A 23279-nucleotide genomic window follows, 5' to 3' on the forward strand; every position below is an offset into this window, starting at 1 on the left:
CGCCAGCGCTTCCGTATGGGACCAAGGTCCCATGTTCTGCGTCCCTGCCGCCGGATACAAGGCGGTCCAAGGAGACTCGACCATGAACGACCACCTGATCGTGATCTGCGACGGCCTCGTGGGCCTGTGGGCCGCTTATTTCGCCAGCCTCGAGTATCCGGGGCACGTGACGCTCTTGACCTGGTCCCCCGCCCTGGGTCCCATGGGGGGAGGTTACGGGAGATCGGCGCGCGTGTGCCGCATGCTGCACGGTGGCCAGGAGCTCGGCGACCTGGTGAAGGAAGCGCTCGACCTGTGGCGCGGTCTGCCGCAGGAGATGTTCAAACCGGGGCTCTTGACCTTCGGCGACCGGAGTTATGTAGAGGGCCCGGGGGGCTCCTACGCGAGCGCCGTCGCGCAGATGAAGCGGCTCGGCATCGCTTTCCAGGAGCTCGACGCCGCGGCCATCCAGGCGAAGCACAACTTCAAGAACCTTCCGGCGAGCTTCGGGGGCGCGCGCAACGACGTCGAGGGCGTCGTCGACGTCGGCGTCGCGGCGGGCCTGATGACGGTCAACCTCCGGCAGAGGGGGGCTCACCAGGCCATCAAGGAGGTAAAGAGCATCAAGGCGCTGAGCGGCGGCGTCGAGATCACCGTCGTCGACGAGTGGGGCGACACCAGGACGTACACGGGCTCGAAGTGCATCCTCGCCGCGGAGACCGAGACCAACCGGCTCCTCGGGACGATCGGCGTGCAGCTCGACCTGCGCATCGCGGCGGTCGAGAGCGCCTGGTACAGGCTGACCGAGGCAGGGAAGTCCCGGTCGGGCGGCGCCTTTTTCCAGATCGAGGGCCCCACCCAGGGCGACCACTTCTTCGGCGCGTTCTACCCGGAGAACGGCGCCATGTGCGTCCATGCGTACAACCCCACGTCGTTCTTCGCCGATACGGATGCGTACGCGGCGTGGTACGGCGAGGAGGACGGCGCGCCTTCGCCCCTCCAGCGCTTCGTCGAGCAGCGCTGCACCGGCGTCGATACCAGCCCTCATGGCGGCGACGTCTATCTGGAGACGAGCGCCTCCGACAACCTGCCCGTGATCGATTTCCTCCCCGAGGTGTTCCCGGGCCACAAGAACCTGGTCGTCGCCATCGCGGGCTCGTGGCACGGCTTCACCTCGGTGTTCGGCAAGATCCTCGTGGAGCTCGCCGCCAAGGGCAGCACCACGCGGGACATCTCGCGCTTCCGGATCACCCGCTCCGGGCTCCTCACGCAATGCCCCGAGCTGCCCCCGGTCAACTCGCCCGAGCAGAAGGCGATCCGCGACCCGAGATCGGGCTGCCGCACCGAGTATTCGGAGAGCGAGAGCAACAAGGTCAATGCCTTCACCGCCCTGACCATGCGCCGCACCTCGGCGGATCCGGGGAACTGGCACGTCACGGCGCGCATCCAGGGCGACGCCTTCCACAGGACGTTCTTGTGGTGGTCCGCCGCGAGCCACGACTTCTGGATTCAGGGCAAGGTCTTCCGCGACGGCGAGCAGCCGACCGCGATGCGCGCCGCGGGCACGCCGGTCTGGAACGGCGAGGTGGGGGGCACGGCCAGCAGCGGCAGCGCCTCGCGCGAATTCACGTTCAAGATCCCGGTGAACTCCGGGCGGTACGCGTGGTTCTGGGGCTACACGCGCAACCAGTCGGATTACCGCTACGCGAACGCCGTGAACGTGGGCGGCGAGGTCGTGTTCGACAGCAAGGTCGAGTAGCCGGATGCGCGCCCCTCGGCGGCCCGTGTGACGTCACCGCAGCTATCAGCCAGGCGGCCGGCCCGCGTCACCCGCGCATCACGGGTCGGGGATCACGGCCCCGGCTCGAGCCGGTCCACGAGCCGCACGAGCTCCGCCACCGACTCCACGCCGAGCTTCTCCATCACCCGGCCGCGGTGCACCTTGATCGTCTTCTCCGCCGCGCCGAGCTCGTCGGCGATCTGCTTGTTCAGGAGCCCCTGCGCGACCCGCAGGCACACCTCGCGCTCGCGCGGGGTCAGCGCCTCGAAGCGCGTCCGCAGCGCCTGCTGCTCGCCCCGCGCGGCGCGCGCCTCGGCGTCGCGCGCGATGGCGCGCTCCACCGCCGCGAGCAGGTCGGTGTCGTCGCAGGGCTTCGTGAGGAAGTCGATCGCGCCCGCCTTCATCGCCCGCACCGAGCTCGACACGTCGCCGTGGCCGGTCAGGAACACGACCGGCAGGGGGCACCCCCGGCGCGAGAGCTCGTCCTGCAGCTCGAGCCCGCCCAGGCCGGGCATGCGCAGATCGACGACCACGCAGCCCGGCCGCTCCGCGGGGGCGCGCTCCAGGAACGCCTCGGGCGACGCGTACCCCTCCACCGCGTAGCCCGCCGAGCGCAGCAGCCGCTCGAGGGCCCGCAGCACCGAGGGGTCGTCGTCCACAACGAACACCGTGGGCCCTGTCACGTGCATGGCAGCGACGCATTTCACGCCGAACCCACCGAGGGCGTCAACCGCGGGCGGGCGGGGCGGGAGCGAAGCGCTTGACGCACCCGACGGCGCGCTGGCATCTGCTCTCCCCATGGCGTCGGACCGCCACGCGCTCGTCTTGCTGGTGGATGACGACCCCAGCAGCCTCAAGCTGCTCTCCGAGGCCCTCGCGGGCCAGCCCCTCACCCTCGCGGTGGCCATCGACGGGGAGATGGCGCTGCGGCAGATCCGGCGCGAGGTGCCGGATCTCGTCCTGCTCGACGCCGTGATGCCAGGCCTCTCCGGCTTCGAGGTCTGCCGCCGGCTCAAGGAAGATCCGGCGACGCGCGGCGTCCCCGTCCTGTTCATGACCGTGCTCTCCGACACGGCGAGCCGGGTGCGCGGGCTCGAGCTCGGCGCGGTCGATTACGTGAGCAAGCCGTTCGTCCGCGAGGAGCTCGTGGCCCGCGTGCGGACGCAGCTCGCGATCCACGCCGCCGCGCGGGCGCTGTCGGAGAAGAACGAGGAGCTCGCGGCGGCCCGGGCGTCGCTGGAGCTCGAGGTGGCGCGGCGGACGGAGGAGCTGCGCGCGGCCAACCAGCGCCTGGAGCGCGAGCTCGAGCTCAACCGGGCCGCCGAGCTGAAGGTGCGGAAGGCCCAGGAGGAGCTCGCCCACCTCAACCGGGTGTCGGCGATGAGCGAGCTCGCGGCCTCGATCGCGCACGAGCTGAACCAGCCGCTCGCCGCCATCCTGAGCAACGCGCAGGCGGCGCGGCGGCTCCTGGGGCAGGCCCCGCCGGACGTCGCCGAGGCGCGCGCCGCGCTCGACGACATCGCGGCGGACGGCCGCCGCGCCGGGAAGGTCATCGACCGGATGCGCGCGATGCTCCGCAAGGGCGAGCTCAGCGCGGTCGCGCTGGACCTCGGCGAGCTCGTCCGCGAGGTGGCCCGGCTCCTGGCCAGCGCGGCGCTCCTCGCGGGCGCGACCGTGCGGATCGAGCTCGCGCCGGGCCTGCCGCGCGTCCGGGGCGACGGTATCCAGCTCCAGCAGGTGCTCCTCAACCTCCTCGTCAACGCGCTCGACGCGGTCTCCCGCCGTCCGCCCGAGGCGCGCCTCGTCGTGGTGCGGGCCCGCCCGGCCGACGGCGGCGGCGTCGAGCTCTCCGTGGCAGATTCCGGCGAGGGGATCCCCCCGGCGGACCTCGAGCGGATCTTCGAGCCGTTCTTCACGTCGAAGGCCCAGGGGCTCGGCGTCGGCCTCGCCATCAGCCGCTCGATCGTCGAGGCCCACGGCGGCCGGCTGTGGGCCGAGCGCGGCCCCGGCCAGGGGGCGACGTTCCGCTGCGCGCTGCCGGTGTGGCGCGAGGGCGCGCCCTGAGACCAAGGTCCCATGGTCGACCGCGGGGGAGGCGTGGCACAGACTGTCTGTCATGGCAGCACCTCGATCCCGCGCCCAGGTCGCCGAGGGGGTCCAGGGCGGCGAGGCGCTCGACGCGCGCGCCGACCCGCTGGCATCGGGCTCCCGGCTGGCGCGAGCCCGACCGCCGCTCGTCCTGCTCGTGGACGGCGATCCCGAGAGCCGCGGGCTGCTCTCGGCGGCCCTGGCGGGCCAGCCGTTCGACGTCGCGGAGGTCGGCGATGGGGAGGCGGCGCTCCAGCAGATCCGCTGCGAGGAGCCCGATCTGGTCCTGCTCGACGCTGCGGTGCCGGGCCTCTCCGGGTTCGAGATCTGCCGGCGCCTCAAGGAGGACCCGGCGACGCACGAGATCCCGATCCTCTTCATGACCGCGCTCGCCGACGCGGCGGGCCGGGCGCGGGGGATCGAGCTCGGCGCCGTCGATGGCGTGGCCAGGCCGTTCGTCCGCGAGGAGCTCGTGGCGCGGGTGCGGGCGCAGCTCGCCGCGCGCGCGGCGGCGAGGGCGATGTCGGAGATGCACGAGGAGGTCGCGCGCGCCCGGGCCTTGCTGGAGCTCGAGGTGGCGCGGCGGACGGAGGCGCTCCGCGCGGAGATCCATCGCCTCGAGCGCACGATCGCGCTGAGCCGGGCCGCCGAGGGCGAGGCGCAGGCGGCGCGGGAGGAGCTCGCGGGCCTGAGCCGGGTGTCGGCGATGCGCGCGCTCGCGGCGTCGATCGCGCACGAGCTGAACCAGCCGCTCGCCGCGATCCTGAGCAACGCGCAGGCGGCGCAGCGGCTGCTCGCGCGGACCCCGCCGGACCTCGTCGAGGTGCGCGCCGCGCTCGAGGACATCGCGGCGGACGACCGCCGCGCCGCGGAGGTGATCCAGCGGATGCGCGCGAGGCTCGGCGAGGGCGAGCTCGGCGCGGACGCGCTGGACCTGAACGAGCTCGTCCGCGAGGTGCGCCGGCTCCTGGCCGGCGCCGCGCTCCGCGCGGGCGCGACCGTGCGGAGCGAGCTCGCGCCGGGCCTGCCGCGCGTCCGGGGCGACGGCGCCGGGCTGCAGCAGGTGCTCGGCAACCTGCTGGTCAACGCGTTCGATGCGGTCTCCTCGCGCCCGCCCGAGGCGCGCCGCGTGGTGGTCCGGACGCGCGCGGGCGGCGGAGGCCGCGTCGAGCTCTCGGTGACGGACTCCGGCGAGGGCGTCCCGGCCGGGGATCTCGAGCGGATCTTCGAGCCTTTCTTCACGACGAAGGCCCGGGGGCTCGGCGTGGGCCTGGCGATCAGCCGCTCGATCGTCGAGGCGCACGGCGGCCGGCTGTGGGCCGAGCGCGGCCCCGGCGAGGGGGCGACGCTCCGCTGCGCGCTGCCGGCGTGGGACGAGGGCGCGCGCCCCGCCGGGTGATCCGGCGCGTCGCGCCCAGCGCTGGGGCTGCGCGGAGCCCCCCGGGGGATGCGCTGAGGCAGCTTGTCTCATGCGTGGCTGCCTGCCGCGGGGGGCGCCTCTTCCAGCCGCGGAGCGACGGCGCGGCGGCGGCCAGGGCGCTGCTGTAAGCATCTGTATTTCCTTGTCATTTCTGCGTGCGCTCGCTGCGGCACCGTTCGTGTATCGGCCCCCCTCCACGCGCCGGGCTCGGCCTCCGTGCTGGCCCCTTTCAGCGCAACCGATGGAGGACCCCATGACGCAGTCGATCAATCCGAGGTGGTGGGATGAGCACAAGACGTCCGGCTGGGAGCGCGTGAAGGAAGCGCTGCGCCGCGACTGGGAGCAGACCAAGGCGGACTTCACGAACAACAAGGGGCAGGAGCTCAACCAGGACATCGACGACACGGTGAAGCAGGCGCTCGGCAAGCAGCCGATCCCGCCGCGGCACGTGCCGAACAGCGACTGGGACGACGTCGAGCCGGGGCTGCGCTACGGCTGGGGCGCGGCGAGCCAGTACAGCGAGCACCGCGACTGGGACGACCGCGTCGAGGGCAAGCTCCGGGAGGAGTGGAACGACCTCAAGAGCGGGCGCACGTGGGACGAGGCCAAGAGCGCCGTGCGGCGCGGGTGGGAGTCGGCGCGCCGCAAGGCGTCCTGAGCGGCGCGCGCGCAAGGGCGGGCGAGCGAGCCCGGTCACGCCGATGACCGGCGCGGCGAGGTGGGTGCTAAGGTCCTCGGCATGGTCCTGCCCTCCCCTGGAACGCCGCGGCCGCCCGTCCCCCCGCCGATCGCTCCGACGGAGGCTGCATGGCGCGCGATGACGCCGGCGGAGCGCGAGGCCCTTTTGGTGAAGATCCTCGACGCGCTGTCGGACCCGAAGAGCGCGATGGCCGAGGGGCGGCCCCACCACAAGGCCAAGGGGCGGGCGATCGACATGCTCACCCTGCACTTCGGGACGACGGGGCGCGCCATCTATCTCGCCGAGGAGTTGGCGGTCCTGGTCCCGGGCGAAGAGGTGTTCGCGCCGGACATCCTCGCGGTGCTGGATGTTCCGCAGCCCGAGGATGACCCGCGGATGGCGTGGGTGGTGGCCGACGAGGGCAGGGGGCTGAGCCTGGTGCTGGAGGTGCTGCACCAGGGGGACCGGAAGAAGGATCTCGTCGCCAACGTCGAGCGCTACGCGCGCCTGGGGATCCCGGAGTACTTCGTCTACGACCGGCTCCGGCAGCAGGTCCACGGCTATCGGCTGCCCGCGCCGGATGCCGCGCGCTACCAGCGCATCGTGCCGCAGATGGGGCGTTACGCTTCGGCGGTGCTGGGCCTCGATCTGGCGGTCGTCGGCGACCGGCTGCAGTTCTTCTACGGCATGGCCGAGCTGTTCGGCTCCGCGGATCTGATCGGCCGCTTGAAAGGCATGATGGAGAGCCTGGAGTCGAGGGCCGAGCAGGCGCAGGCGCAGGCCGAGCAGGCGCAGGCGCAGGCCGAGGCGGCCATGGCGGGCCTGCGAGAGGCCCTCCTGGCCGCGCTCGCCATGCGCGGCATCCCGTGCCCGGACGAGGCGCGCGCGCGCCTTTGGGCCTGTCAGGACCCCGCGACGCTGCAGCGCTGGCTGCTGCGGGCGATGAGCGCCAGCTCGCTCGATGAGATCCTCGCCGGATAGGGGAAGCGGCAGGCTCGCCCTGCACGGGCGGCGCTCTAACCGCGCAAGCCCTTCCTCCTCGCAGAGCGCGTCGTACCAGCGCGCATAGCTCGTGGACGCGACGAGGCGGCGGTTCTCGTCGGGCGCGCCGTCGCTCCACCACGGCGGCCCCCGCTCGCCCAGCGCGATCTTCGCCTCGTTCACGCGACGGCGGGCCGCGCGCAGCGCCCCCGCGTCGGCCGCGCGCAGCGCGCGGCCGACCTCGCGCCGCGCCGCCATGAGCTCGGAGACGAGGCGCCTCCGCGCCTCCTCCGGCAGCGCGGGGTTGGCCCGACGCCACAGGCGTCCGCGCACGATCAGGTAGCGGCCGTCGGGCGTGACGAGCGGCCCCCGCGAGGCGCCTCGGGCGCGCGGCGAGGCGGCGGCGGGGCGCTGCGCGCCGGTCGTGCGGGGGTTCATGCCCCGCCTGCAAGCAAGCCCCGGGCGCGCTGCGAGCTGGGGCTGGCACGGCCTTCGCCTGCCCTGGCCCGTCCGATGGGTGCAAAGGAGAACGGACGATGAAGGTTCTGGTGACCGGCGGCACGGGGGTGGTGGGCCCGGAGGTGGTGCGGCGGCTCCTGCGGAGAGGGCACGGCGTCCGGCTCCTGTCGCGCCACGCGAGCGACGATCGCAAGCCGTTCGAGGGCGACGTCGAGGCGTTCGACGGCGACATCGGCGACGCCGCGTCGATCCGCGGCGCCGCCGACGGGTGCGACGCGGTGATTCACCTGGCGGCGACCGTCGCCGAGCGGCCGCCGGAGGTCACGTTCGAGCGCGTGAACGTCGAGGGCACACGCAACATCGTCGCCGAGGCCGAGCGAGCGCGCGTCCAGCGCTTCGTGTACGTCTCGTCGCTGGGCGCCGATCGCGGCGAGTCGGATTACCATCGCTCGAAGAAGGCGGGCGAGGAGATCGCCCGCACCTTCTCGCGCGAGTGGATCATCATCAGACCCGGCAACGTCTTCGGGCCGGGCGACGAGCAGATCTCGCTCCTGCTCAAGATGGTGCGCACGCTGCCGGTCGTGCCGCTCGTCGGCAAGGGCGACGAGCGGTTCCAGCCGATCTGGTGCGAGGACTGCGGCGAGGCGCTCGCCATCGCGGCCGAGCGCGCCGACCTGGCGGGGCGCGAGCTCGACCTGGCGGGCCAGGAGCTGACCTCGATGAACAAGGTGCTCGACCGCTTCGAGGCCATGACCGACCGGCACCCGACCCGGATCCCGCTGCCGGCGTGGATCGAGTCGACCGGGGCGAAGCTCGCGGCGAAGTTCGGCATCGAGACGCCGGTCAACGCCGACCAGATCACGATGGTGACCGAGGGCAACGTCATCCCCGAGGGCCGCGAGAACGCCCTCGACGTGCTCGGCGTGAAGGGGACGCCCCTCGACGAGAGCCTGGCCAAGCTCGGCGATTCTCTCCCGGAGCGGCTCCCGTCCGAGGGGCTCGGCCCGATGCACCGCAAGATCTACCGCGCCGTGATCCGCGGCGCGCGCCTCGACGCCGAGGGGCTCATCGCCCTCGCGCGCGACGAGCTCCCGGAGCTGACCCCGCGCAAGACGGTCATCGTCGGCGCGGAGCCCGAGAGCCCGACGCGCATCGCGCCGGGCGCGACGCTCACGATGGCACTGCCGCTGCGCGGGCACGTCCAGGTGCGCGTCGAGGAGGTCTCGCCCCGCGCGATCACCCTCGCCACCCTCGAGGGCCACCCGCTGGCCGGCGCCGTGCGCTTCCTGGCCGAGCCCGCGCCCGGCGACGACGGGGCGGTCCGCTTCGAGGTGCAGACGTGGAACCGCGCCTCGACGCTCGCCGACCTCCTGATCATGGAGACGCTGGGCGGGGCGATCCAGACGTACACGTGGACCTCGCTCGTCGAGACCGTCGTCGAGCGCAGCGGCGGCCGCGCCGAGAAGGGCGTGGAGGTGATCCGCGACGACCCCGACGAGCGCGAGGGCAAGGCGTTCGAGCGCTGGCTCGAGGAGCTCATCCACCGCCGCATCCGGCGCGACGGCGCCGCCGCGCCCGCGATGGCCGCGGGCTGAGCGCGGAGGGCGGAACGGCCGCGGCGAGCGGCGCGGCCGGGGACTTCAGGGCCTGGGTGTGGGCTGGCCCGCCCCGCAGCGCTCCGCAGGAAGGCGGCGCCGCGCGGCGTGTCGCTTCGTGCCTCGATCGGGCGCGGACCGAGGCAGCCCGTCACGCCTCGCGCTTGTCGTCCGCGGGGCGGCGGGCTTAAAGTGGACGCTCGCCCTCGCGTCTGCCTCGCCGGGCCCGATCCGCCGCACGTGACTTCGCCGTGGCCTCTCCAAGTCGTCGCGCTGAACGCCGTCTCGTGCGGCTCGGTGCTGTGGCAGGCCGGGAGCGCGCAGCGGGTCACGGTCATCGTCAAGGCCACGCTGGCCCTCGCGCACGATCGCCTCGCCTGGCCCATCGCGCCGCTTCCGATCGTGCGCGATGACCGTCACGGCCCCTCGGGCTCGCTCGAGGCGGCGAGCGAGGTCGCGCCGTACCTGCCGAGCGTGGGGGTGGTGCTGACCGGCCACGCGTGCGCGCCGGGCGGGCAGCCGGTCGCGACGATGATCGCCCGGCTGGCGATCTACCGCGGGGAGGCGCGCCTGCTCGACAAGCGGATCAAGATCGTCGGGGATCGCGCCCCCGTCCCGCCGTGGAGATCGCAGCCGTTCCAGCGGATGCCGCTCGTCTACGAGCGCGCCTTCGGCGGGCCCGGGGTGCCCGACAACCCCGTGGGGGTCGGCGCCGCGTCCAGCGCCGCGCCGGCGCTGCCGAACCTGCTCGACCCCGTTCAGCCCACGCGGCCGGCCGGGATGGGGCCGATCTCGCCGCGGTGGCCTGCGCGGCATCGGCTGCTCGGCGGCGCGGAGCCGCGGGGGGGCGAGCCGCAGCAGGCCGGGCCGACGGCGGGCTTCGACTGGCGTTACTTTCACGCGGCGCCGCCCGATCAGCAGCTGCCGTTCCTGCACGGGGACGAGTGGCTCGTGCTCGACGGGCTGCACCCCGAGCTGCCGCGGGTGCAGACGCAGCTCCCCTCGGCGCGGGCGCTGGCGCGCCGCTATCCGGCGGGCGGGGGCGGGCAGGGGCGGCCCGTCGATCTGGCCGCCGACATGCTCGTCATCGATGTGGATCGCCAGATCTGCTCCATCGTGTGGCGCGGCAGCTTCGCGCTCGAGCGCGCCGAGGAGCGGGCGTCGATCCGGGTGTGCGCCGGCCTGGAGATGCCGGGCCGTCCGCTCTCGTGGCCCAGCCTGGAGAAGGCCGCGCCTTCGCTGCACGGCCGACCGAGCGCGCCGGACGACCTCGGCACGACGCTGCCCGTCGGCGGCGCGTCGAGGTCGAGCGCGCCGGACGATCTCGGCACGACGCTGCCCGTCGGCGGCGCGTCGAGGTCGAGCGCGCCGGTGCTGCCGTTCTCGCCGGTGAGCGCGGCAGCCCAGGCGCAGGCCTCGCCCGGCGCGAGCGCCGCGCGGGGGTCGCGGCCGTCGCGGTGGTCGGGCGCCACCCTCGTGGACGAGGAGACGCGGATGCAGGACCCGGAGGAGCTGGCGACGCAGCTGCAGGCGCCGCTCGCGCCGTTCGCGCTGGCGCCGCCCGGGCCGCCCGCGCAGCCGGCCGCGCCCATCCCGGGAGCGCCGTGGGCTCCCCCGGAGCCCGCGCTGCAGCCCAGGCCCGCCGCGCTGCTCCGGCCGATCGACGAGAGCGCGACCGTGCTCATCGACGTCGAGCCGCCGGACGAGCAGGAGCTCGTGCCGGAGACCGAGGACGCGCCTGCGCCGCTGGGGCCATCGGCAGCTGGGTCGGCCGGGAGCACGCCGGCCGGCGTGGGCGCTCCGCCGGCGGTGGTGGCGCCGCGGGCGGCCGTGCCCCGGGCCGCCGATCCGCCGGCGGCTGGCGTCGTGGCGCCCCCGGGCCTCGCAGGCGCCGCCGCTGCGGCACCGGCCGCCGGCGCGGCACCGGCCGCGGGCGCCGCCGCCGTGGACCCCGCGGATGAACGCCTGCGGGCCGAGGTGATCGCGCGGCTGCGGGCCGGCGAGCTGCTCGGAGGGCTCGAGCTCGCGCACGCGGACCTGAGCGGGCTCGACCTGAGCGGCGCCTCGCTGTCCGCGCTCGACCTCCAGGGCGCGAGCCTGCGCGGGAGCAAGCTCGCCGGGGCGCGCCTCGCCGACGCGAAGCTCGCGGGCGCGGATCTCGGCGGGGCAGACCTCTCGGGCGCGGATCTGACCCGCGCCGACCTGTCGCGCGCCGTGCTGGAGGGCGCGCGGCTCGACGGCGCCACGCTGCACGAGGCGATCCTCGCCTCGGCCCGCGGCGCAGGGGCGAGCCTGGCGGCCGTGACCGGCGCGCGGGCGAGCTTCGCGCGGGGGCTCTGGGACAGCGCCTCGTTCGAGGGCGCGGACCTGCTCGCCCCCAACCTCTCCGGCGCCTCGCTCGCGGCAGCGCGGTTCACGGGCGCGTCGCTCCTGGAAGCCCGCCTCGACGACGCGCGCGGCGCCGGCGCCGCGTTCGACCGGGCCAGGCTGGGGAACGCGCGGGCGCCGAGCGCGGAGCTCACGGGGTGCTCGTTCCAGGATGCGGCCGCGCCCGGATCGGTCTGGCAGGGCGCAAAGCTCGACGGTTCGCGCTTCGCGGGCGCCGACCTGACCGGCGCCGACCTGTCGCGCACGAGCTGCGCCTCGTCGGTCTTCGCGGGCGCCGACCTGACGGGCGCCAACCTGCAGCGCGCGCAGGGGAACGGCGCCGATCTCGAGGGCGCCCGCCTGACCGGCGCGGATCTGCGGCAGGCGCGGCTCGCGGAGGCGCGCTTCGACGGCGCGTCGCTCGGTCGGGTGATCGCCCACCGCGCCGATCTCGGCGGCTGCCGTCTCGTGCGCGCCGATCTCTCGGGCGCGAACCTGCGCGCCAGCCGGCTGCGCGGGGCCGACCTCTCCTTCGCCCGGCTCGAGGGGGCGGACCTGCGCGACGCGGAGCTCGACGGGGCGAACGTCTACGGCGCTTCGCGGCAAGGCGCGAAGCTGAGCAAGCGCGACGAGGCGCGCCTGGTCGAGGTCCCGCCTCGGCCGGGGGACCCCGGCGGCGAGGCCGCGGGGAGCTGACGCTCCGCCGGGAGCCGGCGCCCGGCGGGGAGCCGACGCTCTCGCGGGGAGCCGACGCTCTCGAGGCGGGCAGCCGACGCTCTCGCCAGCGGGCCCGCGCGTGCTACGCGTCAGGTGCCCCGCGCGGCGCTCGCGCCTGCCGCAGGGCGGAGCGAGCCGCCGTGTCCCACCCCCTCGTCGTCAACGATGCGCTGACCGCCCCGGCCGCGCTCCTCAGCTGGAGCGCCGTGCGCGCGTCGGGGCCCGGCGGCCAGAACGTCAACAAGGTCGCCTCCAAGGTCGAGCTGCGCTTCGACTTCGCCGCATGGCCGGAGCTCGACGAGGGCGCCAAGGCGCGGCTGCGCGCGCTGGCGCGCGGCCGCCTCGACGCCGAAGGGCGGCTGCTCATCGTGAGCCAGTTGACGCGCGATCAGCAGCGCAACCTGGACGACGCGCGCGAGAAGCTGCGCGCGCTGATCCTGCGCGCGCTCGAGGTGCCGGCGCTGCGGAGGCCGACGCGGCCGACGCGGGCGTCGAAGGCGAGGCGGCTCGACGAGAAGCGGCGCACGAGCGAGAAGAAGCTCGTGCGCCGCGGCGGGGGCGCCGATTGACGACCGACCGTCAGCGCTTGCGCCGGGAGCCTGCGACGACCTCGGCCGCCGTCGCCGCGGTGGCCGCGCGCTTGAGCCATCGACGCAGCTTGCTCGGGTCGTCGCAGCCGGCGATCGTGCGCGCCACCTTGGCCGGCACGGCGACCCCGCGCGCCTGGAGCACCGTGGTGATGGCCTCCTGCGCCATCCGGATCTCGCCGAGCAGCGCGCCGCGCGCCTCGCCGCGCGCTTCTCCGCGCGCCTCGCCGCGCGCCTCGCCGCGCGCCTCGCCGAGCGTCATGCCGCGCGCCTCGCCGAGCGTCATGCCGCGCGCTTCGCCGAGCGCCACGCCGCGCGCCTCCCCGCGCGCCTCGCCCTCTGCGAGCGCCGCCTCGAGCGCGGGCACGCGCTTCTGGAGCAGCGCGCGGGCCACGGCGTCGTCCGAGGACGCGGCGTCGAGCAAGGCCTGGAGCGGCAGCGGGCGCACGAGGCACGGGTCCTCGATGACCGCATCCTTCGGGAGCGTCCGCCAGCCATCGGTCTCGCGCGACCATTCGAGCACCCGATGCTGCTTCACCAGGATGCAGAACACCCGCCGCACGCCTCGATCGATCAGCCGGCGCGCCTTGCTGGTCGGAACGGCGAGGGCCTGCTTGTCGCTGACCTCGAAGGCCAGCTCCTCCAGCCGCCGGTGGCCCCCCCGGTCGGGCTTCTGCGCGAAGACGCTGGCGTCGGGCGCGTAATCGCTGCCCTCGTCGACCCGGGTGAGCATGTCGACGGCGCCCCGGTAGCCCGGGGCGACGTGGGCGCCGAGGACGTAGGTCAGATCGAAATGCTGCGTCGCATGCGGCGTGTCGGCCGGGGCGGCGAAGATCTCGGCGCCGTCGAGGTACTCCACGCGCGTCTCGGGCGGGGCCAGCCGATCGTCGACGCGCGGGCGCGCCGGGCTGGACGAGGGCGCCTTCAGCGTGCGACCGGGCGCGTCTGCGCCGGGAGCGAGGAGGACGTGGTCGTGCCTGCGCATGCGCTCCAGCATAGCCCAGCCGGCGCCAGGCAGGGCTCGCAACGCCCCCGACGCGGGAGGCGGGCGCGGATCAGGCGTTCGCCCTCAGACAGCCCAGCTCGTAAAGCCCCATCCACCCGACCTCCGGATCCGTGCAGGCGCCCTCCCTGAGCTGCGCGACGAAATCCTCGATCGGCTTCTCGATCACGTCGATGAACTCGGTCTCGTCGAGCGCCTGCGCCCCCCCGCGCGCGCAGTCCACGGCCAGGAACGCGTGGCGCTCGATGGTCGAGTAGGCGCACTCCAGCGGGCGTCCGAGCGGCAGGAGCCGTCCGGCGACATACCCGGTCTCCTCGAGCAGCTCGCGCGCGGCCGCGTCCTCCGGGGTCTCGCCCGGCTCGACGCCGCCGCCGGGGAGCTCGTCGAGGATCCGATCGGGGCCAGGCCTGTACTGGCGCGCCAGGATCACCCGCCTCTCGCGGGAGATGGCGAGGACGCAGACGGCCCGCCCCTCCTTCTTGAGCGAGAACGTGCGGATCTGCCCGTCCGGGAGCTCGAAGGTGACATCCTCGATCCTCCGCCACGGCGAGTGCTGAATCACGCGCCGCTCCAACGCTCTCCACCGCACGACCGCCATCGGAAATCACCTCGGAGCCCCGCGCGCACCGGCGCCGCCGCGAGGCGATGAGGCGCGCGGAGGGCCGCAGGACGGGCACGGCTACCAGGCGCCACCGCGGACCGCAAGGGGAGGGGGAGACCCGGAAAAGGCCAGAGGGGGGGAGAGCTTCCGCGCGCCGGCCTCGTCCCCCGCGCGACGGCGCGCCGTCGTGATGGCGGGCGCAAGATCGGATACGACAGGGAGCGAGCGCCATGGGCCCCACCGGCTGCATCAAGGCCATCCGACTCTGCGTCCTCACCGCGTCGCGCGCCGGCGTCGACCCGCGCGAGGCCCTCGCGGTCGCCGGCGTCGACCCCGCCCAGCTCGAGGATCCCACCGCCCGTGTCCCCCACGACACGGTCGTCCGCGCGTGGACCCGCGTCCCCGAGCTCGCGCGCGACCCGGCGTTCGGCCTGCACGCGGCCGAGCTGCTCGTCGGCCAGCTGTTCGACGTCGTCGATTTCGTCACCGCGCAGTGCGCCACCGTGCGCGAGGCGATCGGCTGCGTGCTGCGCTATCAGCGCCTGATCCACGATGCCTCGGACGTGCGGCTCTCCGTGGACGGCGCGCGCGCCCGCGTCACGCAGCGCTTCTCGTCCGCCGTCGCGCCGCCGCAGCTCTCGAGCTTCATCGTGGGCCTGTGGGTCCTGCGCGCCCGCGCCCTCACCGGCCTGTCCTTCACACCGCACCGGATCACGCTCGCCCATCCCGCCCCGGCGGAGCGCGGCGAGTACGACCGCCTCCTCGCCGCGCCGCTCGCCTTCGGCGCGGACGAGAACGCGATCCTCTTCGACGCCGCGTTCCTCGACGCCCCCACGCTGCGGTCGGACCCGGCGCTCGGCGCGGTCCTCCGCCGGCACGCCGACGAGCTGCTCGCCCGCCTGCCGGCCGAGCCGAGCGTGCGCGGCGCCCTCGAGCGCCACCTCCTCGAGGCGCTCGGGCGCGGCGTCCCCGACGTCGCCGACGCCGCGCGCGCCCTCGGCATGAGCGCGCGGACGCTGCAGCGGAGGCTCGGCGACGAGGGCGAGAGCTACAAGGGCGTCCTCGACGAGGCGCGCCGCAAGCTCGCGATCGCCCACATGCGCGAGCGGGGCCGCACCATCTCCGAGGTCGCGTTCCTGCTGGGCTTCTCCGAGGTGAGCGCCTTCTCGCGCGCGTTCCGCCGCTGGACCGGGCACAGCCCCGCCGCGTACCGCCGCTCCGCCTGACGGCGCGGAGGCGGGCCCCATCAGTCGAACTCGGTCACCGAGTCCCTCCGCTGGGACACGCGGAGGTAGGTGAGCGGCGAGTGGTCGGCCAGCGAGAAGCGCAGCTTGATCCAGTGGAGGAAAGGCAGCTGCTCGATGACGAAGGCCGCAACCCCGAGCGCGAGGCCCAAGGTGGCGGACCAGGTCTGGTTCACCTTCCCGGCGTGCTCGCCCCAGCCGGCGCCGTTGGCGCGCAGCTCCTGGCCGAAATGCGAGAACGGCCCCGTCGAGATCGGCGGGAGCGACGGCACCACGTCCACCCCGTAGATATGGCGGAACAGCCGGTCCCCGAAGCACCGGCCGAGCTTGTCGGCGAACACCTTGTTGCCGACCATCGGCTGCCCGAAGGTGTAGACGCCGCGCAGGCACCCCTGCAGCGCCTGGAGGTCCTCCACCGCGTCTTCTGGAGCCTCGTTGGCCATGAAGAGCTGCGACGCGGCGAGGACCGCCAGCGCGCCTCCCAGGCTGTGGCCGGTGATGTAGAGCGCCTTCAGCGTGGGCTCCTCTGCGCGCTTCGGTCCGGATTCACGCGCGCGCAGGTGTCCAGCGGCCGCGTGGGGCGCCAGGGCCGCCGACGGCGCGGACGAGGTGCTCTCGTCACACCCGGGCGTCATGGAAGCGTCCTCCGGCCGTCCTCTGCCGGCGCTCCCCGGAGCGACCTTGTCCAGCAGCCGTTCCTTGGCGTCCTGCACGATGAGCTTCTTGACCGCGCGCACCTCCTCGAGAACCTTGTCGAGCCGCGCCTCGTCGACGCTGCGCACGAGCCCGTCGAGCGTCACCGAGCGGACGGCGGTCCTCTCGATCTCCCGCGAGAGCTCGTCGTCGACGCGGCGCCCGTGGAGCGCGCCCCTCAGCATCACCAGGAGGGGCGACCACACGGCCCGGGCGGCCCGGTAGAAGCCGCCATGCACCGTCCCCGCCGCGTGGAACGGCTCCGGCTTCACGGCAGCGTCCGTCAGCCAGGTGATCACGTTCCTCAGCCTCGTCCCTCGGAAGCAGAGGATCGCCAGCTGTTTGCACGGGCTCTGGACCAGGTATGCGCTTGTGTCGACGAAGAGCTCCTCGTTGGTGAGCGAGACCTCGACGCACGTCGCCCCCTGGAGGCCCCGGCGGCCCATGATCCTGGTGAAGGTGTCGATATCCGAGTACGCCCACGCCGACGCGGTGGCGAGGAGTTGCGCCGCCCGGCTGTCGTACTCCCCCGGCCTGCTCTTGAGCAGGTGCTCGACGATCCCGCGGGCGCTCGGGGCCTCCCGACCGTCGAGCATCGTCTGTTCTCCGGCGCTGCCCCGGCTCGCCTTGATGACCCGGGATTGTCGAGGGACCGCGAACGGCACATCGCCGCTGTCCGCGCGGTCGGCGCTCACCGCCTCTGCGCGTCCAAGCTCGCGATCGAGCTCAAGATTGTCACGGTTCGTACAAGCAACCTGAAACCTCATGGCCACCCCCCTCATCTCTCCTGTCGATCGCAGGCTGTCGCGGCGAAGGCGCGCGTCGCCACCCGCTTGCGCGATCGAGGCCCTCTGTCGATCCGCGCTCCGCGATCTGCGGGGCACGAGCGCGTGCCCAGCAGCGGCGGAGAAGCGACGCCCACCGTACCACGGCCGCCCCGCGCGCGGTGTGTCGCGATCTGGCTACGGTGAGCCCACGGCGCAAAGCTGCCACGGCGGGTGCATGCTCCCTGGACAGAACAATGGGACAGCGACGTGCAGAGAGACCCTCCCGGCGCCCCTGCCTGCGAGCCGCTCCGGCGGCGCGCCCGGTCAACACATTGGCGCCGCCGGTCAAGGACGGGACGCGCCCTCGTCCTCATCCTCTCCGGCATGACCTACCTCATTCCGAGCCAAGAGCAGGCCCACGCGGGTCTGCGTGCCATCAAGGGCGTCCTCACCTCGGCCGGTCCCCTCGACGGGCCGCGGCGGGACGCGATCGCCGCGGTGCAGCGGCACCTCCTCCACACGGCGCACGACATCGACGCGCTCGCCCCGATCGCGCCCGAGGAGCTCGCGGCCGCCGTCCGCGAGCCCGCGCTCCGCGAGCAGCTCGTGAGCGGGCTCTGCGCGATGACCTTGTGCGGCGAGCGCATCGACGAGCGCGAGCTGCTCGAGGTCGAGCGCTTCGCCGCGGCGCTCGGGGCGCGCCCGCCCGCGGTCCGCCAGCTCCAGCGCCTCTACGAGCGGCGGCTGCTCCTCCTGCGCGTCGACATCAGCCGCAACGCGCTGCTCGGCAAGAGCGTGCGGCGCATGCTCGACGAAGGCGGCGTTTCCGGGCTCGCCAAGAACCTCGCGAGCTTCGCCGGCCTCCTGGAGAACGAGCCCGTTGCCGCGCGCTACCGCTCCCTCGAGGGGTACCCGGAGGGCACCCTCGGCAAGGCGCTCTTCACCTTCTATCGAGAGAACGGCTTCTCCTTTCCCGGCGAGAAGCGCGGCGTGCCCGAGGGCGTGCTCACCCACGATCTCAGCCACATCCTCGCCGGCTACGGCACCGACCTCCGCAGCGAGGCGCTGACGATCGCCTTCCAGGCGGGGTATCGCCGCGAGAACCCGTTCGGCATCCTCGTGTTCCTGCTGGTCCAGCTCCAGCAAGGGATAAAGCTCACGGTGCTCGCGCCGTCGCAGCAGGGGATGCTGGCGACGCCGGGGCTCGCCGACGATCTCGCGCGCTCGTTCGTTCGAGGCACGAAGATGAACATCGACCTGATGGACGACTGGGATTTCTGGTCGGTCATGGACGTGGACGTCGAGGAGCTGCGCCGCCGTTATGGCGTCCTTCCCTGGGCGGCCGCGGCCTGACGCGGCTCACGCGCCGAAGCCGCCGGCGGCCGTCTTCGAGAACGACGCGCCGCCCTGGCTGGCGCGCACCGCCGACTGCGAGAACAGCGCGAACGCCTTGCGGATGTCGGCGGCGTCGCTCTTCGGCGTCAGGATCCAGCGGTCCTCGATCCCCATGTCGCGGAAGACGGCGCGGAAGTCGGTGTTCTTGTCGTCGATGCCGATCGCCGCCACGATGTGGGCCTCGGCGCGGCGCATGTCGCGGACGAGCGCGCACACGTCCTTGGCCTTGGCCCACGTCGATCCCGCGTCGGCGCCGTCCGAGATGATCAGCGTGACCGTGCGCGCCGGGACGCCGCTCAGCGCGAACTCCTGCGCCTTCGCGATCACCGTTCCCAGCAGCACCACCGCCTGGTCGTAGAGCGGCGTGCCGAGCTCGGGGTCGTAGTTCTTCGTGTCCATCTTCACCGCCTGGCCGATCGGGCAATACGGATACAGCACGGTCCCGTTCAGGTAGCGGTTGTGCGCGAGGATGGAGTCGCGCTGCTTGGAGTCGGCGAGGGCGCTCACCACCAGGTTGTGCCCGTCCCGGACCGCCCGGGCGTTGCCGGCGAACTTGATGGATCCCGAGTCGTCGGGCATCACGGTGACGAGCACCACCTCCGACGACGCGACGTCGTCCACCTGCACGCCGAAGCCGGCCTGGATCTGGGCGCCCAGATCCGTGATGTGCAGCGCCTGCATCGCCTCGGGCGAGAGCGCGCCCTCGTCCCGCGCGGCCTCGAACAGCTGCTCGATGTCGAGCGAGCCACCGCTATTCATCGTCTTACCGTCGTCTTTGCTCATGTTCATCGCCTCTCTTCTCTTCTTTGCTTCAGACGAGCCATCGCTCGATCGGGTCGGTGCTCTTCACGAGGTTCATCCCGGCGGCGGCGAACCGGCTCAGCGCCTTGTCCGCCTCGGCCGTGAAGTCCGCGACGAACCCCCCCTTGCCGTCGGGCACCGTGACCGGCGACATGCAGTCCGTCATCACGTAGATCTTCTTCGCGAGCGCGCGATCGGTGAGCGCGATCTCGGTCAGGATGTCCTCGATCGAGCTGCGCACGCAGTGGCTCGCCGCCTGGCCGGCGATGAGCACCGCGTCCGCGTGGAGCAGCGTCTTCAGGAAGAGCGTGCTCCGCTGCGCCAGCGGCTGGCCGTCGTGGCGCGTCAGGACCTCGGGCTGCATCACCGAGTAGTTCTCGGTGAGCGGATTGCCGCCCTTGACCTCCACCCACGACTGCACCCCGCGCGCGAACGCGTGGAACATCCGCGCCTCGTGCACGACGCCCGCGAGCGCGTGGCCGTCGCTGCCGAGGATGCAGTGCGGCGGCCACAGGTACAGCTTGTATTTGCCCGCCTTCTCGAGCTCCTCGCAGTAGTACCGGACCTGCTTCATCAGCCACGGATAGCTCCCGCCGCAGAGCCACCGCGCCACGGCCGGGTTCGGCCGCACCTCCCCCGCGTCGATCTGCGCCGTCGTGATCTCCCGGTGCGCCGAGAGCGGCCGGTCCTCGCGATCCACCCAGAAGGACGGGAAGAAGATCTGGTACGCAAAATGGGTGTCCATCGTGACCGTGATGTTCGTGATGGACGCGAGGTTCTTGTAGACGAACTCGGCGATGCGGCGGCTGTCGTCGACCGCGCCCGTGCCGCTCCTGCCGGCGACGTAGAGCGAGCCCTGCGGGAAGCAGAAGTCCTTCTGCACGTCGATGAGCAGGAGGTGCACGTTCCGCGCGTCCGCGGCCGACGGCTTGACGCCGTGCGCCTTCCGCCACGCGGCGGCGGCGCCGTGGAGCGCCGTCTCGTCGGGGTGGTAACCCCACCGCTCGGCGTTCCTCGGATCGTAGAAGGCGGGCAGCGGGAGCTCTGTCGTTTTCATGGTCTCTCTCTCCTCTCGTGCGGCCCGCGGGAGCGGGCCGATCGGCTCAGAATCGAATTCACGCGATGCGAAGCAAGGTGATCGCCTGGGCGTCGACGACGAACAGGCCCTCTGGCCCGACGACCAGCCGGGAAGCCTGGGTGACGAACGGCTCGGTGCCGGGGAACTGCCGCGTCTGCACGAGCGCTCCCCCTCGGACCTCGACGCGGACGACGCCGCCGTCGGTCGCCGAGAGCAGGAACCCGGACGCCGCGCACTTGCCCGTGAGCGCCCCGAGCCACGAGCCGTCGCCCCCCTCGCCGTCGGCGACCGCCTCGACGGCGCCGTCCTCGCCCACGACGATGCACCGGTGCGCGGTCCGGCCGGCCAGCTCGGCCGCGAGGAAGAGCCACGCGCGCCCGCGGCCGGCGCGCGGCGCCGCCCCGTCGAACACGCACGTGTCGAACACGCACGTGGCCGAGGTGAGCTTGCCGCCGGGGAAAGGCAGCTTGACCGTGTCCTTGAGGCCCGGCCGCTCGGCGTCGAAGACGAACGCGATCGAGACGTTCCCGGCGCGGTAGAAGCCGAGCCCGAAGCGGGGACCGACCCAGAACACCGTTTGCCCGGCGAGGACATCGCCCATCGCGACGGCGCCCGCGTCGCCCGACAGCGCGGCGGCGCCCGGCCTGCCGCTGCGCAGGAGCTTCCCGCCGTGGGTCCAGTAGCGGGCGCGCTCGTTGACGCCGAAGGCGGGGCTCGTCCCCAGGCAATCCACCGGGATCCGCTCGGGCGGCGCCCCCGGCGAGAGCACCACGAGCTCGCCGCCGCGGCCGATCAGCGTCGCCCTCCCTTGCACCGCGAACCGCATCGCGGGGTGGGGCGCGCCGGACAGGACGACCGACCCGTCCTCCCGCAGGAATCGCCCGGCCTCGTGCACGAGATAAGCGAGCCCGCCCGGTCCGGCGGACGCAGCGAGGATCACCCCGCGCGTGCTCAGGAGCCGCGTCGCGAGCACCTCGCCGTGGACCACCGTCGACGCCTTGACGGCCGCCGACGCCGCGGCCGCGCAGGTCGGGCAGGCGGGGCGCGCGTGCTCGACGCCGCACGACGCACACCGCGTCCACGCGAGCCCCTCGAGCAGCCGGCGCGGGAAGGCGCCGCGCTGATCCTCGACGAAGACGCGGTACAGCGCGTCGAGCAGATCGTCGGGCAGCACGCGGTAGGGGATCGCCGGCTTCGGATACCGCACCTCGCGGTCGAACACGGTGATGCGGCGGAGCGGCCTCGCGCACTCGGGCACGCGCGCCGCCGCGGACCGCGGCCGGAAGACGCCGCCATACGGCCCCACGCAGAGCAGGCTCTGCATGACCATCACGGTGAACGCGTACCAGTCGGAGTCGGGCGAATAGGGCCTCCCCAGGACCGGCCGGGGCAGGGAAGGGTCGCAGAGCAGCGGATCGACGAAGCGCTCGGTGAACACCTGGCACGGGAACGGGCCGAACTGGAAGCTGTCGGCGTCGATGACGAACGCCTCGCCGCCGGCGACGAGGACGTTGAGATCGTTGAAGTCGCCGATCACCACGCCCCGGCCGTGGATCGCCTCCACGGTCCGGTGGAGCCCGGAGAGCACCTCGGAGACCGCGGCCGACGAGAGCCCGCCGTGGCGCATCGACGGCTCGCCGTACCGCAGGAGCGGCTCGGCGCCGCGCACGAGGCGCATGGCGTAGCCCACGATGCGCTTCTTCGATCTGTCGGTCGCGAGCTCGACGGGCGCGATCACCTGGGCGGGCAGCGCGCCGGGAAAGGCGCGCAGCTTGTCCTGGTGGCGCTCGATGCGGTCCTGCGCGGCGCGCTGCTCGGCGTCCTGTCCCGCGTAATCCGGGTGATCGGGCGTCTTCCAGACCTTGAGCGCCCGGCCGTCGCGGAGGTCGAACACGTCCGCCTCTCCGCCCTTGCCGATCGAGGTCCGAGGGTCGAGCCGAACCCGCTTTGCACCGAGATAAACGTCCACCTTCGCCTCCTCCGGGCGTACGAAAAGCCGTGTTGTCCCCTCGCGAAGCCGCGCAGGGCCGCGGGTCAATGGCGCGCGCTCTGCGCCCTCCGCACGACGACGAGCGTCGTGTCGTCGCGCAGCAGCCCGCCCTCGCGCTCCATCCGCTCTTCCTTCCATACAGGCCGCGTCACCGTGCGGTTGATGAGCGCGAGCCGCCGTCTCACCGCGTCCGGGTTGGCGAACATGCGATCGTCCTCCCAGAGCCTGGAGAGCGGGCCGACCGCGCCGCCGCCGCCCGGGATCTGCCGGGACGACGACTCGAGGAGATCGATCGCGCCGTCCGTGCCGAGCAGGGCAGTCCTGAGGGCGCTCGACGGGAAGGCGCGGTGCACGGTGAAGCGCGGCGCCTCGCCGCCCGGCGGGCGATCGAGCAGGCCGTACGCGAGGTACGGGGGCTCGTTCCGCGGGAAAGGGCCGAGCCGCAGGAGCTCGTCGCCGAGGGCGATCAGGCCGTCGCCGAGGGAGAACGCGCACGCCCTGTCCCCGGAGATGGCGAGGCCGACCACGGTGAAGAGGAAGTAGGTCGACACGACCTCGGCGAGGCTCCCGCCCATGCCGACCGCCATCGTTCTGAGCGGCGCGAGCGCCCCGCGCCGCACCTCTTCCCAGGTCTCCGGCGACTCGAGAGCACCGCCCCGCCGGAGCGCGCCGAGCACCTGCTCGGTCACGAGCCTTGCCCCGAGCGCGGCGCCGACCTCGCTGCGCGCGCCGCTGCCGCAGCCGTCGCAGACCACCGCGGCAAGACAGCCGCCCTCGGCCCGGAAGGCAAAGGCATCCTGGTTGGGCCGGCCCAACGCGAGGTGGTCCGTCCCGGTCACGGTGCCGCCGGCGATCTCGATGCGTGGTCCCGCCCCCAGGTCAGCAAAGAAAGCGGCCTCGCGAGACATAAACATCCCTTCTGCGCCCGGCGAGGGCGCGCTGAGAGCCCGAGAGCGAGCAGCGCTTCCGAGCGCGCCGACGAGGAGGTCCCCTGGCGATCGAAGGCGAGCGTCGACGTGTCGCCCGCGTCTCCGCGGGCGCCGGCCCGAAGTAGT

At 73.6% G+C, this 23279-nt stretch carries 18 protein-coding genes and 1 pseudogene; 10 read left to right on the forward strand and 9 right to left on the reverse strand.

Features of this window, described 5'->3' with window-relative positions; translation table 11 throughout:
- Positions 1-82 precede the first annotated feature (82 nt).
- The gene (locus NQZ70_RS14510) at positions 83-1738 is read left to right on the forward strand and encodes a hypothetical protein (protein ID WP_129574735.1); all 1656 of its coding nucleotides are present in this window, start codon (positions 83-85) and stop codon (positions 1736-1738) included.
- A 92-nt stretch (positions 1739-1830) separates the two neighbouring features.
- Here the strand turns inward: NQZ70_RS14510 and NQZ70_RS14515 are convergent, their stop codons facing one another.
- Positions 1831-2448, reverse strand: coding sequence for a response regulator transcription factor (locus tag NQZ70_RS14515; protein WP_129574736.1), 618 nt, complete (start codon positions 2446-2448; stop codon positions 1831-1833).
- A 109-nt stretch (positions 2449-2557) separates the two neighbouring features.
- On the opposite strand from NQZ70_RS14515, the gene NQZ70_RS14520 reads away from it, so the two are divergent.
- The 4 genes from NQZ70_RS14520 (at position 2558) to NQZ70_RS14535 (ending at position 6927) form a co-directional block, all read left to right on the forward strand.
- Positions 2558-3823: an ATP-binding protein gene (locus tag NQZ70_RS14520; RefSeq protein ID WP_165373964.1), complete on the forward strand. Its 1266-nt coding sequence runs from the start codon at positions 2558-2560 to the stop codon at positions 3821-3823.
- Positions 3824-3875: 52 nt separating this feature from the next.
- Complete coding sequence (locus NQZ70_RS14525; protein WP_129574738.1) at positions 3876-5246, forward strand: ATP-binding protein; 1371 nt, start codon at positions 3876-3878, stop codon at positions 5244-5246.
- A gap of 274 nt (positions 5247-5520) precedes the next feature.
- The gene (locus NQZ70_RS14530) at positions 5521-5925 is read left to right on the forward strand and encodes a hypothetical protein (protein WP_129574739.1); all 405 of its coding nucleotides are present in this window, start codon (positions 5521-5523) and stop codon (positions 5923-5925) included.
- A gap of 159 nt (positions 5926-6084) precedes the next feature.
- Entirely contained in the window at positions 6085-6927 is an 843-nt protein-coding gene (locus tag NQZ70_RS14535) for a Uma2 family endonuclease (protein WP_207217848.1), read from the forward strand.
- A 51-nt stretch (positions 6928-6978) separates the two neighbouring features.
- Here NQZ70_RS14535 and NQZ70_RS53355 read toward each other — a convergent pair.
- A pseudogene (locus NQZ70_RS53355) lies at positions 6979-7365 on the reverse strand (hypothetical protein); the annotation flags it as partial.
- A 98-nt stretch (positions 7366-7463) separates the two neighbouring features.
- Between NQZ70_RS53355 and NQZ70_RS14540 the strand changes: the two are divergent.
- From NQZ70_RS14540 to arfB, 3 genes are all read left to right on the forward strand, one after another.
- On the forward strand, positions 7464-8981 hold the full coding sequence (locus NQZ70_RS14540; protein WP_129574741.1) for a DUF1990 family protein: 1518 nt from the start codon (positions 7464-7466) through the stop codon (positions 8979-8981).
- A gap of 240 nt (positions 8982-9221) precedes the next feature.
- The gene (locus NQZ70_RS14545; RefSeq protein WP_129574742.1) at positions 9222-12044 is read left to right on the forward strand and encodes a DUF2169 domain-containing protein; all 2823 of its coding nucleotides are present in this window, start codon (positions 9222-9224) and stop codon (positions 12042-12044) included.
- A 161-nt stretch (positions 12045-12205) separates the two neighbouring features.
- On the forward strand, positions 12206-12634 hold the full coding sequence (arfB, locus tag NQZ70_RS14550; RefSeq protein ID WP_129574743.1) for an alternative ribosome rescue aminoacyl-tRNA hydrolase ArfB: 429 nt from the start codon (positions 12206-12208) through the stop codon (positions 12632-12634).
- Positions 12635-12644: 10 nt separating this feature from the next.
- Here the strand turns inward: arfB and NQZ70_RS14555 are convergent, their stop codons facing one another.
- Together NQZ70_RS14555 and NQZ70_RS14560 are read right to left on the reverse strand one after the other, a co-directional pair.
- Entirely contained in the window at positions 12645-13637 is a 993-nt protein-coding gene (locus NQZ70_RS14555) for a Uma2 family endonuclease (protein WP_165373965.1), read from the reverse strand.
- Positions 13638-13707: 70 nt separating this feature from the next.
- Complete coding sequence (locus NQZ70_RS14560) at positions 13708-14217, reverse strand: NUDIX hydrolase (RefSeq protein WP_237245305.1); 510 nt, start codon at positions 14215-14217, stop codon at positions 13708-13710.
- Between the two features lie 269 nt (positions 14218-14486).
- Here NQZ70_RS14560 and NQZ70_RS14565 point away from each other — a divergent pair, with 269 nt between their 5' ends.
- A complete protein-coding gene (locus NQZ70_RS14565; protein ID WP_129574746.1) occupies positions 14487-15482 on the forward strand; it encodes an AraC family transcriptional regulator in 996 nt (331 codons plus the stop codon).
- 20 nt (positions 15483-15502) lie between these two features.
- Here the strand turns inward: NQZ70_RS14565 and NQZ70_RS14570 are convergent, their stop codons facing one another.
- Positions 15503-16888 carry a lipase family protein gene (locus NQZ70_RS14570; RefSeq protein ID WP_207217849.1) on the reverse strand — a complete coding sequence of 462 codons (1386 nt, stop codon included), beginning with the start codon at positions 16886-16888 and terminating at the stop codon, positions 15503-15505.
- 456 nt (positions 16889-17344) lie between these two features.
- Between NQZ70_RS14570 and NQZ70_RS14575 the strand changes: the two genes are divergently transcribed.
- Positions 17345-18313: a hypothetical protein gene (locus NQZ70_RS14575; protein WP_129574747.1), complete on the forward strand. Its 969-nt coding sequence runs from the start codon at positions 17345-17347 to the stop codon at positions 18311-18313.
- Between the two features lie 6 nt (positions 18314-18319).
- On the opposite strand, the gene NQZ70_RS14580 is transcribed toward NQZ70_RS14575, so the two are convergent.
- The 4 genes from NQZ70_RS14580 to NQZ70_RS14595 form a co-directional block, all read right to left on the reverse strand.
- A complete protein-coding gene (locus tag NQZ70_RS14580; RefSeq protein WP_129574748.1) occupies positions 18320-19144 on the reverse strand; it encodes a hypothetical protein in 825 nt (274 codons plus the stop codon).
- Between the two features lie 22 nt (positions 19145-19166).
- Positions 19167-20213: a nicotinamidase gene (locus tag NQZ70_RS14585; RefSeq protein ID WP_129574749.1), complete on the reverse strand. Its 1047-nt coding sequence runs from the start codon at positions 20211-20213 to the stop codon at positions 19167-19169.
- A gap of 58 nt (positions 20214-20271) precedes the next feature.
- Entirely contained in the window at positions 20272-22203 is a 1932-nt protein-coding gene (locus NQZ70_RS14590; protein WP_129574750.1) for a hypothetical protein, read from the reverse strand.
- Between the two features lie 65 nt (positions 22204-22268).
- Entirely contained in the window at positions 22269-23138 is an 870-nt protein-coding gene (locus NQZ70_RS14595) for a protein phosphatase 2C domain-containing protein (RefSeq protein WP_237245306.1), read from the reverse strand.
- Positions 23139-23279: the final 141 nt, after the last annotated feature.

Source organism: Sorangium sp. So ce836, from assembly GCF_028553905.1.
Classification (GTDB): Bacteria; Myxococcota_A; Polyangia; order Polyangiales; family Polyangiaceae; genus Sorangium; species Sorangium cellulosum_D.